The sequence below is a fragment of the Tistrella sp. genome (assembly GCF_002684955.1).
GTDB lineage: Bacteria > Pseudomonadota > Alphaproteobacteria > Tistrellales > Tistrellaceae > Tistrella > Tistrella mobilis.
The window spans coordinates 224,735-240,236 of sequence record NZ_NYWI01000030.1 but is presented as its reverse complement, the minus strand read 5'-3'; the positions used below and the strand labels follow the sequence as shown (position 1 = coordinate 240,236).

Genomic DNA, 15,502 nt, shown 5'->3' with positions numbered 1-15,502 from the left:
GCGGACCCGGACCCGTCACTCCCGACGCCCCCCTCCGACGCCCCGCCCCGGAAGCCGCGCCATGCCCACACCCGTGCGTTCACCGAAGACCTTCCCGCTCTGCCATCACGACGGTGCCCTGGTGCCCTGGGAAACCGCGACCCTGCATGCCGCCAGCCTTGCGCTGCGCTATGCGGTCTCGGTCTTCGAGGGCATCCGCATCTACCGCACGGCCGATGGCCGCGGGCTGAAGGTGCTGGAACTGCACCCGCATCTCGACCGGCTGGCGGCGTCGGCCGGCATGATGTGGCTGCCGGATCCCGGGATCGACCGCATCCCCGACATCATCGCCGAACTGGTGGCGCAGAACGGCGTCACCGACGACGCCTATATCCGCCCCTCGATCTCGGCCGGCAATCCGGGGGAGCTGGGCCAGGCGGCCCAGCCGCTGCTGACCGTCACCATCACCGCCCAGGGGCGCAAGACCTGGCTCGCCGACGACAAGCGGATGAAGGTCAAGCTCTCCGCCTGGCAGCGCGCCCATGATCTGGCCTTCCCGTCGGCGGCGAAGAACATCTCCAATTATGCGGGCGCGCGCATCGCGATGCTGGAGGCGAAGTCTCAGGGCTTCGACAACGTCGTGCTCGCCAATGCCGACGGCTATCTGTCCGAGGCGCCGACCGCGATCCTGTTCCTGGTGAAGAACGGCCGGCTGATGACCCCGGCACTGTCGGAAGGCGTGCTGCCCAGCATCACCCGGGCGCTGACCCTGGACATTGCCGCCGAACTCGGCATTCCCGCGGTCGAAACCCGGCTGACCCGCGCCGATGCCTGGACGGCGGACGAAGCCTTCCTCTGCGGCACCGGGCTTGAATACGCGCTGATCGGCCAGATCGACGGCCATGTGCTGAAGCGGGCCGACGCGGCACCGGTCTCGCAGCAGATCATTGCGCGCTATTTCGAGCGCGCGCGCGACATCCGGGCCGCCGCGGGCGATCTGATCCTGCCGCTTCCCGATGCGGCCGCCGTCGCCTGACCGCCGCACGCCTCGTCAGGGATACATCCCCGAAAAAGGGTCCAGAGCCATGATCGACTGGCATGCCGCCGCCACCGTCCTCGCCGGGCTGACCGCCGAGGGGGCCGGCCTCGCCCGGCGCGTCTCCGCCGCCGTCGCCGCAGCTCCCCGTTTCCAGAACAAGGCCTTCGACCTGGCCCCGGCGCCGCTGATGGTGCGCGCCGACCGGGTAGAGGCCCATGCCCGCGACCTGGAGGCCTATGTGGCGCTGCTGGAATCGGCGGTCGAAGCCTATCGCGCCGACCCCGATGTCCGGGCCTATATCGCGCTCGATCCCGCGGAAGAAGCCGCATCGCTGGCCCCCCATCACCTGCCCTCCACCGTTCGGGTCTGCCGGATCGACGGCTATCCCGCCCTGCCCGACGGCCGGGTGGTGGTGCTGGAGAACAATGCCGACAGCCCGGCCGGCACCATGTTCACCGGCCGGATCAACGCCGTGATCGACGATCTGGTCGAGGCGCCGCTCGCTGCCGCCGGGCTCGGCATCTGCAAGCTGCCGCTCGACAAGGGCGCCCCCCTGCTCGAACGCTTCCTGGAAGACTACCGGCTCTGGGGCGGCACCAATCCGGATCCGGTGCTGGCCGTGCTGCAGGAAGACGGCAAGGCCAATGTCGAATCGGTCGAAATGGCGGCCGCCTATACGGCGCTCGGCACAAGGACCCTGGTGGTCGACCCGCGCGCGGTCGTGTTCCGCGACGGCGCCGCCTGGGCGGGCGATACCCGCATCGATCTCTGCTGGAACAAGATCAACACCGTCTACTGGCGCCGGCTGACCGCGGACCATCCCGATCTGCTGCCGCGCTGGGCGGCGGCAATCGAGGCGCGCGCCATCCTGCACCTCAACCCCTTCCCGGCCCGCTATGTGGCCGAAAGCAAGCGCACCCTGGCGCTGGTGCGCGAGCCGCGCTTCGCCCATCACTTCACCGAGGATGAACGCGCGCTGGCCGAGCGTCTGCTCCCCTGGGCCTCGAAGCTGGAGCCGGGCAAGCAGGTGCTGTTCGAGGGCGCCGCGCGCGATCTGCGCGACCTGCTGATGGAACGCCCGCAGGACTGGGTGCTGAAAGAGCCCTACGACATCCGCGGCGACGGCGTCACCATCGGTCGCGACACCGATCACGCCACCTGGATCGCGAAGATCGAACAGGGCTTCGCCGAGGGCAATATCGCCCAGCGCTACGTGCCGCCGCTGACCTATCCGATCCTGACCGACCCGGCGACGGGCGCCTGCGTGCCGATGAAGGTCAGCCTCGACACCTTCGTCTTCGGTGGCCGTTTCATCGGCTTCGGCGCCAAGGCCAGCAACAACGAACGGGTCAACGTGTTCCAGGGCGGCCGCAAGCTTGCGGTCCGGGTGGCGGAGCCGCGCCAGGCCGCCGGCCTCGCCTCCGACGCGGCCTGATCGGCCGCCCCCGGCCTCCGTCCCCGCACCCCCGCGCCCGACGACAACGGAAGAACCATCCCATGACCGACCAGAGCCCCGCCGCCGCTGCCGAAACCCTGCCGCTCGACGATGCCGGCGTCCTCGCCGTGCTCTCGCGCGCCTCGACCGCCGCGGTTTCCGATGTGCTCGACATGCTGGGCTACAATAACGGGCTGCTCGGCATCCGCCCGCTGAAGCCCGGCCATCGGGTCTGCGGCCCGGCCTTCACCGTGGCCTTCGAACCGGTGGCCCCGGGCGAGCCGGCGCCGGCTGCCGACTATATCGAACAGGTGCCGCCGGGCCATGTGGTGGCGCTGGCCAATGACGGCCGCACCTGGTGCACCGTCTGGGGCGACATCCTGTCGGCGCTGGCCCAGAGCCGTGGCATCGCCGGTACCGTCATCGACGGCGCCTGCCGCGATGCGACCGAGATCATGGCGCTCGACTATCCGATGTTCTCGCTGACCGCCTATATGAAGTCGGGCAAGAACCGGGTGCGCATGGTGGCGACCCAGGTGCCGGTGACCATGGGCGGCACGCATGTGGAGCCGGGCGACTGGCTGGTCGGCGACGATTCGGGCGTGGTTGCCGTGCCGGCGGCCCGGCGCGCGGAAGTGGCCGGGCTGGTGCGCGAGGTGGAGGCGATGGAGGCGCGGGTGATCGCCGATGTCCGCGCCGGCATCCCTCTGGCCGAGGCACGCCGCCGCCACGGCTATAACCGCTTCGCCCTCAAGGTCGAGCCCCGGCCCTGACCGATCGGCCCGACCTGCGCCGTTCCCTGCCTGCTTTGCGCGGTTTCCACCGGTCCCGATTGACTTTCGATCCCCGGCTGTCGCCATGATGTACGCACCTGATCATGGCGGTGGACGACGGAGACGGATGGGAGAGCGGGACATACGCGACGGCCTGCGCAACGCCCGGGTGGCGATGGAGGCCGAACTCTCGAGGCGCGCCGCAATCGCCACCTTCCCGGGGGCGGCTGCGGCCACCGCCTTGATGTGGCCCTATGTCGACCATCTCTGGGCGATCGGCTGGGTGGTGCTGATGTGGGCGATCTCGGCGATCCGCATTCCGGTCGCCCTTCTGGCCCTGCGCGCCGCTGAAGCCGACGCCGTCACCGAAGCCCAGAGAACCATGGTCGCCGGCGGCATCGCCGTCGCGTCCTTCGGCTGGGGGTTGGGGGTTGCCGCGGGCCTGGGGCTCGGTACCGCAGGGGCGACGATGATTGCCGTCGTGGTCCTGCTTGCCATCTCGTCGGTGGGCATCGCCTATGTGATGGATCGGGCGATGCTGGTGGCCTTCATGATACCGCTGGCCATTCCGCCGATCGTCTTCCTGCTCGTCCGTCACGAGGGGCAGGATCTGACCATGGCCGCATGCTATGTCGTCTATCTGGTCATCTTCGGAAATTTTGCCGGCCGCCATCACCGCTGGATCGCGGACATGCTGCGGCTCAACATCGAAAACCGGCAGTTGCTGGAACGCCAGGCCCGCGATGCCGGACGGATCCGGGCCCTGGTCGATGAATTGACCGTCACCAATGCCCGGCTGGAACGCTCGCTGCACGATGCCCAGGCGGCCAACGACGCCAAAAGCCGCTTCCTGGCCCAGGTCAGCCACGAGCTGCGGACGCCGCTGAACGCGATCCTCGGCTATTCCGAAATCATCCGCGACCAGATGTTCGGGTCGGATGCCGCCACCTTCCGCCGCTATTCCGAACAGGCCGGCTATATTCACCAGTCTGGGCAGATGCTGAAGGCGCTGATCGAGGATCTGCTCGATGTCGCCCGGATCGAGAGCGGCCGCACCGAGGTCGAGATCGGCAGAGTGGCTGTCTCCCGGGCGATCGAGGGCGCCCTGACGGCCATTCGTCCGCAGGCGGCCGCCAAACGGCAGTCGCTGCTGGTCGACCTGCCCCCGGACCTGCCACCCGTGGCGGCCGATCATCGTGCGCTCGGCCAGATCCTGAACAATCTTCTCGGCAACGCCGTCAAGTTCACGCCCGAGGACGGGCATATCACCATCGCCGCACACCGGACGTCCGGACCGGGCCGTCAGATGGTCGCGATCACCGTCACCGATGACGGTATCGGCATTCCTCCCGAGGCGATCGACCGGGTGTTCGAGCCCTTCGAGCGCGGCGGCAACGTCATCCGGCGGAGCATCGAAGGCACCGGGCTCGGCCTCGCGATCAGCCGCCGTCTGGCCGAAGCCATGGAGGGGAGCGTGACGATCGAACGCCAGCGCCGCATCGGCACCGCGATCACCCTCAGACTACCCGTCGCCTGAGCCGATATTCCCCCGGTCAACGACCGGACTGCATCCCCCTGCAGTTGAAACCGTGCCGTGCCGGCCCCAGTCCGGCCCGCGCACAGGCTCTTGATCTTTCATGCAAGCATCACAAATCATTGATACCATATGGTCGCGAGGCGGGCGTCCTCCACGCCCGCCCGGTTCAGGGGGAGACGGAGCCTGTGGGCCTATCCGCGAGCACCTGTCCGGCGCTGGTACTGAACGCCGACTACCGACCACTCAGCTACTTCCCGCTGTCCCTGTGGTCGTGGCAGGACGCGATCAAGGCAGTATTCCTCGATCGCGTGAACATCCTTTCCGAATACGACTCCGTGGTGCACAGCCCGCGCCTGGAGATGCGTCTGCCCAGCGTGATCTCGCTGCGCAGCTATGTGCCGGTGAACCGTCGCCCGGCCTTTACCCGCTTCAACGTCTTCCTGCGCGACCGTTTCCGCTGCCAGTATTGCGGCCGGCGTTTCGCCACGGAAGAACTGACCTTCGACCATGTGGTCCCCCGCGCCCGCGGCGGCACCACCACCTGGCAGAACGTCGTCACCGCCTGCACGGCCTGCAACACCGCCAAGGGTGCCCGAACGCCCGAGCAGTGCGGTCTGACCCTCAGGTCGGTGCCCAAAGCCCCGGACCTGACCGAACTCCAGGAAGCCGGGCGCCACTTTCCGCCCGGCAATTTGCATCCAAGCTGGCGGGACTATCTGAACTTCGCCGGCCTGTCCGAGATCCGCTCGGACGAGGATGCGGTGGATGGGGCGCTGGCCGCCCATACCACCTTGCGCGCCATCCAGAGCGAGGCCCAGGGCCGCGCCTTCCCGCGGGACATGACCGAGGGTGAATACTGGGGGGTCCAGCTGGAAGACGACTGATCGCCCGTTGCGTTCGTGCCCGCGATCCGCGAGGATCGGCACCCTGAGACGGTGTCGACAGATGTGGGGCGTCATGAGCGGGCATGAGAGCGGGGCGAATACGGGCGTGGCCGGCAGGCTGGGGTTGTCGGCGCGGGTGGCCGCCATGCCGACCAACCAGATCGCCGATATCGCCGACCTGGCCCGCGAGGATCCGTCGGTGATCCGGCTGTGGATCGGCGAAGGCGACCTGCCGACCCCGGATTTCATCCGTGTGGCCGCCGAACAGGCCATGCAGGCCGGACAGACCCGCTACACCTACGCCCATGGCCTGCCGGCACTGCGTCGGGCGCTCGCCGACTATCACGCCCGTCATTGGGGCGTGGCCGTCGATCCCGGGCGGTTCAGCGTTACGGCCGGCGGCGTTCAGGCGATGATGCAGGCCTTCCAGGCGATCCTGGAGCCGGGGGACGAGGTGATCGCCCCGGTGCCGACCTGGCCCAACCTGGACGCGATCGTGCGCATCAATCACGGCAAGATGGTGCCGGTGCCCTTCAGGGTGAACGGCGGCCACTTCTCGCTCGACCTCGACGATCTGGTGGCGGCGATCGGCCCGCGGACCCGGGCGATCGCGATCAACTCCCCCTCCAACCCGACCGGCTGGGTGATGCCCAGGGAGCAGATGGCCGAGTTGGTGCACATCGCCCGCGCCCGCGGACTCTGGATCTTCTCGGACGAGGTCTACGGCCTGTTCGTCGACGGCGACCGGCCGGCACCTTCCTTCCTTGAGGTGACGGAGCCCGATGACCGTCTGCTGGTCACCAACACCTTCTCCAAGAACTGGTGCATGACCGGCTGGCGTGCCGGCTGGGTGATCTTCCCCGACGGCATGTCGCGGGTGTTCGAGAACCTGTCCCAGTACAACACCACCGGCGTCGCCACCTTCATTCAGCAGGCCGCCATCTCGGCCCTGAACGAGGGCGATCCCGGCGTCAGGGCGCTGGTCGCCCGCACCATGGCCGCCCGCGACGTGCTGCTCGATGCGCTGGCCGGCATCCCCGAGATCACGGTGGTGAAGCCCGATGGCGGCTTCTACCTGTTTTTCGGCGTGCGCGGCATGAACGACGCCTTCTCCACCGCCGTGCGCATCCTGCGCGAAGCGGGCGTCGGGCTCGCCCCCGGCTCCGCCTTCGGCCCCGGCGGCAGCGGCTATCTGCGCCTGTGCTTCGCCATCGATCCGGCGCTCGCCGCCGAGGCGGCCCGGCGGCTCGACGCCTTCTTTGCCGGCACCCGGGAGACTTAGTCCCGGCGACAGGGTTAGCCCCGGCGACAGTCCCGGATGGCCCCGGCGATCAGCCGGGCCGCGGCCTCGGGATCGGGCTGGCCGCAGATGGCCGAGACCACCGCCAGCCCCTCGGCGCCCGACGCCAGCACCGGCGCCACATGCTCCGCCTTCAGCCCGCCGATGGCCACCGCCGGCACGGGCGACAGCGCCACCAGCCGGGCAAGGCCGTCGAAACCGGTCGGCGGCTCGTGATCCGGCTTGGTCTGGGTCGCAAAGACGGGGCCCGCCCCCACATAGTCGACGACCGCCGGATCGACCACCCGTACCGCCGCCTCGGTCTCGACCGACAGGCCCAGGATCATCCGGGGCCCGACCCGGCGGCGGGCCTCTGCCGCGGGCATGTCGCCCTGGCCGACATGCAGCCCATGGGCACCGATCGCCACCGCGGCCTCGACATCGTCGTTCACGATCAGCGGCACGCCGGTTCCGTCCAGCACCGACATGAGCGCCCGGCCGGTCTCGATCAGCCCGGCCGTGCCGGCTGCCTTGTCACGCAGCTGAACGATCGTCGCCCCGCCGGCAACGGCGGCGCGGGTGGTCTCCACCATCGATCGCGCCCGACAGAGATCGGGGTCGAGAACAAGATAGAGCGAGAGATCGAAACGCTTCATGCCGGCCGGATCCTTTCCCCCGCCTCGAGCGCCGGGGCTTCGAGACCATGCAGCGCATCCAGGAAGCGCATGGCGAAGGAGCCGGGGCCCTCTGCCCCCCGTTCCGCCGCCTCTCCCGCCGCCGCGAAGGTGGCGAGCGCCGCGACCGTCGCTTCGAACGGGGCGTCGGGGGCCACGGCCGTGAAGGCGCCGACCAGGCAGGTGAGCGAGCAGCCGAGCGCCGTCACCTTCGGCATCAGCGCCGAGCCGCCCGAGATCCGCGCCGCCCGCCTGCCGTCGGTCACGAAATCCACCGGGCCGGTCACCGCCACCACCGCGCCATGGGCCCGCGACAGCCGCCGGGCCGCCTCTTCCGCCTGTTCCACCGGATCGCCGGCATCCGCCCCCTGGCCGGCGCTGACCCCGCCATCGAGCGCGATGATCTCGGACGCATTGCCGCGCACTACACTGGGCCGCAAGGCCAGCAGCTCGGCGGCCACACGTCGCCGGTAGCCGGTCGCGAAATGGGCGACGGGGTCCAGCACCCAGGGTCGTCCGGCGGCCATGGCGCCCGCAATCGCCGCTTTCATGCCGCCGACCCAGCCGGGGGAAAGGGTGCCGATATTGACGGTCAGTGCGCCGGCAAGGCCCGCGAACTCACCCGCCTCTTCCTCGGCATGGACCATGGCCGGAGAGGCGCCGGCGGCGAGCAGCACATTGGCCGCCACGTTCATCGCCACATAATTGGTAATGCACTGCACCAGCGGCGCAGTCTGCCGCATGCGGGCATGGAGTTCAGCGGCACCGGCGGTCTTCTGCGAGGTCATTCCGGTTCCTCCCTCTCTCGGTCTTGATCGACCCGGCCCGCACCGGCAGAGAGGGAGAGGTTTCGAAACGCCGCCTCCCCCGCGCCTCATCGGGCTGCAGGGGCCGGCCATCCGCACCATCCCTCCGCCAGTATGAACTGGATCAGGTTCTTCGGGTCCCTGCGCTGCCTTGCGGCCCGGCAGAATCTCAGCCCCTTGTCGGGACACCCCTGGTGAGGTCTTCAGACTGCGCGCCGCCCGGGCGCGGTGTCAACAGTGCCGATCAGACCCGGGTCGACAGCCAGATCGCAAGCCGGGAGCCCGTGCCGATCAGCGCCTTCATCGCCTTGTAGCCGGTCGCCTGTTCGGCGCCATGGGCAAGGCCGGTATCGCGATGCTCCAGCTCTTCCGCGCGAAAACGCTCGATCGTGTCGCGGAGCGGCGCTTCGTCGGGGCCAAGTGCGGCAGACTGGGCGCGATAGTGGCGGTCGATCTCTTCCTCGACCGCAACCGTGCAGGCCATCGCCGCCCGCGGCCCCATGGCGGCGGTCACCGCCCCCAGCGCGAAACCCGCGGCATGCCAGACCGGTGACAGCAGGGTCGGGCGCACCCGGCGGTCGACCATCATCCGGTTGAAGGTCTCCAGATGTACCCGTTCCTGATCTGCCATATGGCGGATGGTGGCGCCATGCGGACCCTTGCCCATCACCGCCAGCTGGCCGGCATAGATCCGGGCGGCACCATATTCCCCCGCCTGATCGACCCGGATCATGCGTTCGACCAGGGTGCGGGGATCGGGATCGCCGGGCAGGATACGCGCGGCGGTGGGGCGGCCGTCTGTCGGGCGGGGCTCGTCGGTCATGTCAGGGCGGTCTCCGGTCGGGGATGATCCGGCGAAGGATCCTCCGGTCGGCTTGTCAGCCATGCCTGAAGATACGCCGCGCGCCGCCCGCGGCAATCCCCGCCAGCAGAACCGACAGCAGCGCATTCCACCCCGCCATGCTGATCCCCAGCAGCGACCAGACGATATCGGTGCACGCGGCACGCGGTGCGCCGGCAATGGCGGCCCGCAGCGCGGCCAGATCCTGGGCACCGCCGCCTTGGGCCGTGCTCATCGTGCAGGCGGCGCTTGCCTCCACCCAGCCCTGCTCGACGCCCACATGGTAGAGGCCGATGCCGCCGGTCACCAGCAGCAGTACCGTGATCAGCAGCAGCCCCCAGCCCTGCACCCGCCGCGAGGGCCCGAGCGCCGTCAGCGCACCTGCCGCCACCACCACGCCCAGATGCGGCCAGCGCTGCTGCAGGCAGAGCACGCAGGGCTCCAGCCCGCCCAGGACCTGAAAGCCGAGGGCGCCGGCCAGCAGGGCAAGGCTGGCGGCCCCCAGAAAGGGCAGCAGCGGATCGATCCCACGGGCACGCAGGCGTGCCGCCATCAGGTCGACGGGCTTGGTGAGCAGGGACATGGGGCGCGTTCTCTCCGGCATGTCGGACGGCCGCACGGGCGGCCGGGCGGGCCATCCTGCGGCAGGGCCTGCGACCGTTCCGTGACGTGTGTCACGGCGGCTCGACGGATGCCGCGAGTGTGGCTAGGATCGACCGGACAAGCAAGTCGCACTCCGCACACACCGGACAAGGGTCGTGCGGCCCCCTGCGACGCCTCGTCTCGCCAGCGGAGATCCGTGCATCATGGCCCGCAGCACCCGGACCGCCGTGTCCGCCTGTCCCGTCCCCGCCCCGGACTTCATGCAGATTATCTACCTGGGGTTGATGAGACTGGTGGCGCTGCGACGATGGGCCGCTGCAACCGTCGTCGCCGGCCTGCTCTCGGCATCGGGTCAGGCCGCCGCCCAGGAAGAGGCGATGCGCTTCTTCCGCATCGGCACGGGATCGACCGGCGGGACCTATTTCCCGATCGGCGGCATCATCGCCAATGCGGTCAGCAACCCGCCCGGTTCCCGCCCCTGCGAGGATGGCGGCGCCTGCGGCATTCCGAACCTGGTCGCCGTGGCGGTCACCACCCGCGGGTCGGTCGACAATCTCAACCTGCTGAACGACGGCCAGGTCGACAGCGGCCTCTCCCAGGCCGATATCGCGGTTCTGGCCGAGGCCGGTCGCGGCGCCGAAATCGGCGCGCCCTCCATGCCGGATCTGCGCGCCATCGCGAGCCTCTACCCTGAAAGCCTGCATGTGGTGGCCAGGGTCGGGGCCGGCATCACCGATCTCAAGGATCTGGTGGGCAAGCGGGTATCGCTCGACCGCACCGGATCCGGCACCCTGGTCGACGCCCGGCTGGTGCTGGCTGCAGCGGGCATTCCGCTCGACAGGATCAAGGTCGAGAACCTCGATCCCGAGGTGGCCGTCGACCATCTGCGCGACGGCTCGCTCGACGCGATGTTCTTCATGAGCGGCTATCCCGCGGTCTCGATCGGGGCCGCGATCCGCGACGGGGTCGCGAACCTGGTGCCGCTGGCACCCGAACTGCGCGGCGCCCTGGTCGAAAAACACCCCTTTTTCGTGGAAGACGTCATCCCCCGCGATGCCTATGACCTGGCAGCCCCGGTGGGCACGGTCAGCGTGCGCGCACTCTGGGTGGTGCGCGAGGGTCTGGATGCCGAACTGGTCTATGGCCTGACCCGGGCGCTGTGGAGCACGCCCACTCGCGGCCTGCTGGATGCCGGCCATGCCAAGGGACGGCTGATCCGGCCCGAGACCGCCACGCTCGGCGTCGGCATCCCGCTTCATCCGGGGGCGGAGCGCTTCTATGCCGAATGGCGGGCGGCCCGCGACAAGGCGGCCGCCGAGGGCAAGCCGGCCGATGCCGATGCGGCCCCGGATGCCCCATCCGGCAGCCCGCCCGAAGCGGCACCGCTGGATGATCTGGGCAGCGAGCCCGCGGCCACGCCCGAGGCACCGGCGACACCGGATGCACCGATGCCCGAACCCAAGCCCGGCACCCCCGCCAGCTGAGCCGCATCATCTGACGGTACCGGATGATGATCCCCCGGGCTTGACGGCGGCGCCCCGGGCGCTGACCTTGTCGATTGGCGCGATTTTCCGCATCCATCGATCGAGGAGCCCCGCACGTCCATGGCCGAGATCCCGAGCCTGTCGCGTGACCGCGACGCCGCCGCCCTGCCGCTGACCCTGGTGACCGAGCGCGATTTCGCCGCCTGGCGCGATGCTGCCGAGCCCCGGATCGCGGCCTGGCTTTCGGCGCAGGGCTTCAAGCCGCGGCAGGGTGCACATGCGCTGCTGCCCGATGCCGAGGGCGGCATCGCCGGCGCCGTGATGGTGACCGCAGCGGAACCGGGCCCCTGGGCTATCGGCGATCTGGCCCAGAAGCTGCCCGAGGGCCGCTGGCGGCTGGATCCGGAACCGACCGATCCCCGGCTCGTCACGAACCTCGCCATGGGCTGGGCGCTGGGCGCCTATCGGTTCGACCGCTATCTGGGTCGCACCGAGGATCGCCGGGCCCCGGCCACCCTGGTGGTGCCGGCCGCGGCCGATCAGGTGCGGCTGGCCGCCCTGGTCCAGGCGATTTCCCATGGCCGCGACCTGATCAACACCCCCGCCGAGGATATGGGCCCGCACGAGCTGGCGCTTGCAGCCCGGCGGATCGCCGAGAATGCCGGCGGCCGCTATGACGAGATCGTCGGCGACAATCTGGTCCAGCGGAATTTCCCGGCGATCCATGCCGTCGGCCGGGCCAGCACCCGGCCGCCGCGGCTGATCGATTTCAGCTGGGGCGACGAAAGCCATCCCAGGGTCACCCTGGTCGGCAAGGGGGTCTGCTTCGACAGCGGCGGGCTCGACATCAAGCCGGCCTCGGCCATGCGGCTGATGAAGAAGGATATGGGCGGCGCCGCCCATGTGCTGGCGCTGGCGCGGATGATCATCGACACCAACCTGCCGGTGCGGCTGAGAGTGCTGATCCCGACGGTGGACAACGTCATCGCCGGCGATGCCTTCCGCCCCGGCGACGTGCTCAAGACCCGCGCCGGCATCTCGGTCGAGGTGGGCGACACCGATGCCGAGGGACGGCTGATCCTGGCCGATGCCCTGGCCGAGGCGGCGCGTGACATGCCTGAACTGCTGATCGACGTCGCCACCCTGACCGGCGCCGCCCGGGTGGCGGTCGGCACCGAAATCGCCGCCTTCTTCGCCGAAGACGACGCTCTGGCCGCGGCCCTGGAAAGTGCTGCCCGTACCGAAGACGATCCGGTCTGGCGCCTGCCGCTGCATCGCGCCTATCGCCACATGCTCGACAGCAAGATCGCCGATATCTGCAATGTCAGCGGCGGCGGTTTCGCCGGGGCGACCACGGCCGCTCTGTTCCTGGATGCCTTCGCGGGCGAGGCGCGCAAGGGCTGGCTGCATCTGGACCTGATGGCCTGGAACACGCGCAATCGCCCGGGCCGGCCGGAAGGTGGCGAAATCATGGGCGTGCGGGCGCTCTACCGGATGATCGCCGACCGCTGGGCGCCTTCGGCCTGACATCCGGAGCGCGGGCCTGATCGGCAATCAACAACCGCAAAGCGGAATTTGCCCAATCTTCGCAAGGCGCCCTGCGTCGGTTCTGGCAGACTTTGATCTGCAAGAAGAACCAGCGCAGGGAGACGCCCCCCGATGTCACGTACAGCCCTTACCCGGCGCGGCCTCGCCGCACCGCTTGCGGCACTCGCCGCCCTTGTGGCCATCGCCGCCACGCCGGTCACCGCCGCCGAGATGCCCCGCCCGAATGCCGCCCAGGGCGACGGCGGGGTCTCGGCCTTTTACGACTGGACCGGCAGCATCCCGGATCAGGCCGGCCTGCTGCTCCGGACCGAACCCCTGCCCGCAAAGCTGGGCCTGCCCGGGGCCGGCCAGCAGATGCGCATCCTCTACACCTCGACCGACGGCGTTTCGGGTGACGGACCCGTGGTGGTCTCAGGTGCGCTGTTCGTGCCCAAGGGTCGGCCGCCGGCCGGCGGCTGGCCGCTGCTCGCCTGGGCGCATGGCACGGTCGGCGTGGCCGATGCCTGCGCACCCTCGTGGACCGGGCGGTCCAGGCGCGATGTCGACTATCTGGGCCGGTGGCTGCGCGAAGGCTTCGCGATCGTCGCTACCGATTATCAGGGCCTGGGCGTCGCCGGCCCGCACCCCTATCTCGCCACCCGGCCCGAAGCCTACAGCACGCTCGATTCGGTCCGCGCCGTGCAGTCGGGCCAGAAAGAACTGGGGGTCGCCCTTGCCGACCGGGTGGTGCTGATCGGCCAGTCCCAGGGCGGCGGCGCCGCCTTTGCGACCGCCGCCTTCGCACCGGACTATGCCCCCGATATCGACATCCGCGGCACGGTCTCGACCGGCATTCCCTATCTGACACCGCAGCTGATGACCGCGGTCGCCAAGGCCAATCCCGACAAGGTCGACCCGACCATCGCCTATCTGCTCTATATCGGCCTGCTGGCCGAACAGGCCCCGACCAAAGCCGATGTCAGCCAGATGTTCACGCCCAAGGCGATGCCGGTGCTGAACCAGGCCCGCACCGGCTGCGTGATGCCGATCTTCAAGGCAGTCACCGATGCCGGCCTCACCCGCGGCAACGCCATGACCCCCAAGGCCATCGAGGTGATCACCGGGCTTGCGCCGTCGCTCGCCTATCCGACGGTCAAGCTGGCCCATCCGCTGTTCGTCGGCACCGGCGCCGAAGATCATGACGTGCCGCCGGCGATGCAGAAGGCGGTGGTCGATGCCGCCTGCGCCGCGGGCACCGTGGTTCAGGCCCATGTCTATCCGGGGCTCGACCATTCGGGGGCCGTCAACGGCTCGCTCAAGGACAGCGTGCCCTTCGTGCGCCAGGTGATGGCAGGCAAGCCGGTCAGCTCGACCTGCGGCGCATCCTGAGCGGGGCTTCCGCCACCTCCTCCCGCGGCTCGGTCGCCGCCCGTGTCGCCGCATCCGTGGCGGCACGGTCCGGGTGGATCTCGGCATGCTCGGCCTCGAGCAGGGCCCGCTTCACCCGCTCTCCCCAGCGATAGCCGGCGAAACCGCCCTGTTCGGGCAGCACCCGATGGCAGGGGACCAGCAGGGAGATCTTGTTGGTGGCGCAGGCCCGCCCGACAGCCCGGGCTGCGCCGGGATTGCCCAGCGCCCGGGCGAGCGCCCCATAGGTGGTGACGGTGCCGGCCGGCAGCCGGCGCAACGCCTCCCAGACCCTGAGGGTGAAGGCGCCCGCCCGCAGATCCAGCGGCAGGCCGTGATCATCCAGCCGGGCGGCATCGCGGGTCAGCCCGTCCAGCACCACTTGGGCGGCGCGGCCGATCAGCGGATGGTCGGCTGCGGCCTCCACCCGCAGGGCCGCGGGAAAATCGACCGCAAGCCCCCTGAGCAGGGCCGCATCGTCGGGATCGATCGCGATCATCGCGATCCCGCGTTCGGTCGCCGCGATCAGCAGCCGGCCATGCGGGCAGTCGAAGATCCGCCACGACACCACCTCGCCGGCCCCGCCGGCCGCAAAGCGCCCGGGCGCCATGCCCAGCCCCGCCGCACCGCCGTCATAGACCCGGGCGGGGCCGCCGAAGCCGGCGGTATAGACCGCCTCGGTGACGCTTTCCCCCGCCTTCAGGGCCGCGCGGAACCGGCGGCGCTTCAGCCCGCGCAGCATCTCGGCCGGCGCCACCCCCAGCACCCGGCCGAAGGCGCGCGCCAGCCGCCGGGTCTCCACCCCCAGCAGGCTGGCAAGTTCCGTCGCCCCCGGGACCTCTTCGCGCCGGTCGATGGCGCCCATGGCGGAGAGGACCAGCTTCTGTTCAGGCCCCAGCGCCTGTGCCTCTGGCGCACAGCGCTTGCAGGCGCGGAAACCGGCCGCCTCGGCGGCATGGGCGTCGGGATAGAAGCGGACATTCTCGCGATTGGGCAGCCGGGCAGGGCAGCCCGGCCGGCAGTAGATGCCGGTGGTGATCACGCCCAGGCGGAAAGCATCGGCAAAGCGGCGGTCCCGGTCGGCGACGATGCGCCAGAGCCGGTCGTCGCCGACCTGATCGCCGGCAAGCGCCAGCACGTCGGCCGGCGCCGCAAGGTCGACGGGTACAGAACGTTCGATGGGATCAGAGGCCATGGGTCGGGTTTCCTCCCGGCAGATCAAGGGGATCGATTG

13 protein-coding genes, 1 pseudogene and 1 riboswitch are annotated in these 15,502 nt (G+C 69.9%); of the genes and pseudogenes, 9 read left to right on the top strand and 5 right to left on the bottom strand.

All coding sequences use genetic code 11. From position 1 onward, the window contains the following. Positions 1-61: 61 nt before the first annotated feature. The 6 genes and pseudogenes from CMO28_RS10025 to CMO28_RS10000 all read left to right on the top strand — a co-directional run bounded on the left by CMO28_RS10025 (position 62) and on the right by CMO28_RS10000 (position 6,929). Positions 62-1,015: an aminotransferase class IV gene (locus CMO28_RS10025; protein WP_296713051.1), complete on the top strand. Its 954-nt coding sequence runs from the start codon at positions 62-64 to the stop codon at positions 1,013-1,015. 49 nt (positions 1,016-1,064) lie between these two features. Further along, the gene (locus CMO28_RS10020; RefSeq protein WP_296713049.1) at positions 1,065-2,453 is read left to right on the top strand and encodes a hypothetical protein; all 1,389 of its coding nucleotides are present in this window, start codon (positions 1,065-1,067) and stop codon (positions 2,451-2,453) included. Between the two features lie 62 nt (positions 2,454-2,515). Further along, positions 2,516-3,226, top strand: coding sequence for an RraA family protein (locus tag CMO28_RS10015; protein ID WP_082828194.1), 711 nt, complete (start codon positions 2,516-2,518; stop codon positions 3,224-3,226). Between the two features lie 127 nt (positions 3,227-3,353). Continuing rightward, on the top strand, positions 3,354-4,763 hold the full coding sequence (locus tag CMO28_RS10010; RefSeq protein ID WP_296713047.1) for a sensor histidine kinase: 1,410 nt from the start codon (positions 3,354-3,356) through the stop codon (positions 4,761-4,763). A gap of 185 nt (positions 4,764-4,948) precedes the next feature. Beyond that, positions 4,949-5,482, top strand: a pseudogene (locus tag CMO28_RS10005) (HNH endonuclease); the annotation flags it as partial. Between the two features lie 238 nt (positions 5,483-5,720). Continuing rightward, positions 5,721-6,929: a pyridoxal phosphate-dependent aminotransferase gene (locus CMO28_RS10000; protein WP_296713045.1), complete on the top strand. Its 1,209-nt coding sequence runs from the start codon at positions 5,721-5,723 to the stop codon at positions 6,927-6,929. A gap of 14 nt (positions 6,930-6,943) precedes the next feature. Here the strand turns inward: CMO28_RS10000 and thiE are convergent, their stop codons facing one another. The 4 genes from thiE to CMO28_RS09980 form a co-directional block, all read right to left on the bottom strand. Next, complete coding sequence (gene thiE, locus CMO28_RS09995) at positions 6,944-7,582, bottom strand: thiamine phosphate synthase (RefSeq protein WP_296713044.1); 639 nt, start codon at positions 7,580-7,582, stop codon at positions 6,944-6,946. Beyond that, positions 7,579-8,388 (bottom strand): hydroxyethylthiazole kinase, encoded by an 810-nt coding sequence (thiM, locus tag CMO28_RS09990; RefSeq protein ID WP_296713042.1) that lies wholly within the window; start codon positions 8,386-8,388, stop codon positions 7,579-7,581. The genes thiE and thiM overlap by 4 nt, the downstream gene beginning before the upstream one ends. 101 nt (positions 8,389-8,489) lie before the next feature. Continuing rightward, positions 8,490-8,609: riboswitch (TPP riboswitch) on the bottom strand. Between the two features lie 41 nt (positions 8,610-8,650). After that, a complete protein-coding gene (locus tag CMO28_RS09985; RefSeq protein ID WP_296713040.1) occupies positions 8,651-9,229 on the bottom strand; it encodes a demethoxyubiquinone hydroxylase family protein in 579 nt (192 codons plus the stop codon). A 55-nt stretch (positions 9,230-9,284) separates the two neighbouring features. Further along, complete coding sequence (locus tag CMO28_RS09980; protein ID WP_062761534.1) at positions 9,285-9,830, bottom strand: disulfide bond formation protein B; 546 nt, start codon at positions 9,828-9,830, stop codon at positions 9,285-9,287. Between the two features lie 280 nt (positions 9,831-10,110). Between CMO28_RS09980 and CMO28_RS09975 the strand changes: the two genes are divergently transcribed. From CMO28_RS09975 to CMO28_RS09965, 3 genes are all read left to right on the top strand, one after another. After that, entirely contained in the window at positions 10,111-11,334 is a 1,224-nt protein-coding gene (locus tag CMO28_RS09975) for a TAXI family TRAP transporter solute-binding subunit (RefSeq protein ID WP_228382238.1), read from the top strand. Between the two features lie 120 nt (positions 11,335-11,454). Continuing rightward, on the top strand, positions 11,455-12,861 hold the full coding sequence (locus tag CMO28_RS09970; RefSeq protein WP_296713038.1) for a leucyl aminopeptidase family protein: 1,407 nt from the start codon (positions 11,455-11,457) through the stop codon (positions 12,859-12,861). Between the two features lie 132 nt (positions 12,862-12,993). Beyond that, a complete protein-coding gene (locus CMO28_RS09965) occupies positions 12,994-14,250 on the top strand; it encodes a lipase family protein (RefSeq protein WP_296713037.1) in 1,257 nt (418 codons plus the stop codon). Here CMO28_RS09965 and CMO28_RS09960 read toward each other — a convergent pair. After that, complete coding sequence (locus CMO28_RS09960) at positions 14,225-15,463, bottom strand: bifunctional transcriptional activator/DNA repair enzyme AdaA (RefSeq protein WP_296713033.1); 1,239 nt, start codon at positions 15,461-15,463, stop codon at positions 14,225-14,227. The two genes, CMO28_RS09965 and CMO28_RS09960, sit on opposite strands and share 26 nt — an antisense overlap. Positions 15,464-15,502: the final 39 nt, after the last annotated feature.

Excerpts from the sequence above, each read along its gene's own strand:
- CMO28_RS10025 (WP_296713051.1), top strand. The coding sequence starts at position 62 with ATGCCCACACCCGTGCGTTCACCGAAGACCTTCCCGCTCTGCCATCAC.
- CMO28_RS09980 (WP_062761534.1), bottom strand. The coding sequence starts at position 9,830 with ATGTCCCTGCTCACCAAGCCCGTCGACCTGATGGCGGCACGCCTGCGT.
- CMO28_RS10010 (WP_296713047.1), top strand. The coding sequence starts at position 3,354 with ATGGGAGAGCGGGACATACGCGACGGCCTGCGCAACGCCCGGGTGGCG.
- CMO28_RS10015 (WP_082828194.1), top strand. The coding sequence starts at position 2,516 with ATGACCGACCAGAGCCCCGCCGCCGCTGCCGAAACCCTGCCGCTCGAC.
- CMO28_RS10000 (WP_296713045.1), top strand. The coding sequence starts at position 5,721 with ATGAGCGGGCATGAGAGCGGGGCGAATACGGGCGTGGCCGGCAGGCTG.
- CMO28_RS09975 (WP_228382238.1), top strand. The coding sequence starts at position 10,111 with ATGCAGATTATCTACCTGGGGTTGATGAGACTGGTGGCGCTGCGACGA.
- CMO28_RS10020 (WP_296713049.1), top strand. The coding sequence starts at position 1,065 with ATGATCGACTGGCATGCCGCCGCCACCGTCCTCGCCGGGCTGACCGCC.
- thiM (WP_296713042.1), bottom strand. The coding sequence starts at position 8,388 with ATGACCTCGCAGAAGACCGCCGGTGCCGCTGAACTCCATGCCCGCATG.
- CMO28_RS09970 (WP_296713038.1), top strand. The coding sequence starts at position 11,455 with ATGGCCGAGATCCCGAGCCTGTCGCGTGACCGCGACGCCGCCGCCCTG.
- thiE (WP_296713044.1), bottom strand. The coding sequence starts at position 7,582 with ATGAAGCGTTTCGATCTCTCGCTCTATCTTGTTCTCGACCCCGATCTC.
- CMO28_RS09960 (WP_296713033.1), bottom strand. The coding sequence starts at position 15,463 with ATGGCCTCTGATCCCATCGAACGTTCTGTACCCGTCGACCTTGCGGCG.
- CMO28_RS09985 (WP_296713040.1), bottom strand. The coding sequence starts at position 9,229 with ATGACCGACGAGCCCCGCCCGACAGACGGCCGCCCCACCGCCGCGCGT.
- CMO28_RS09965 (WP_296713037.1), top strand. The coding sequence starts at position 12,994 with ATGTCACGTACAGCCCTTACCCGGCGCGGCCTCGCCGCACCGCTTGCG.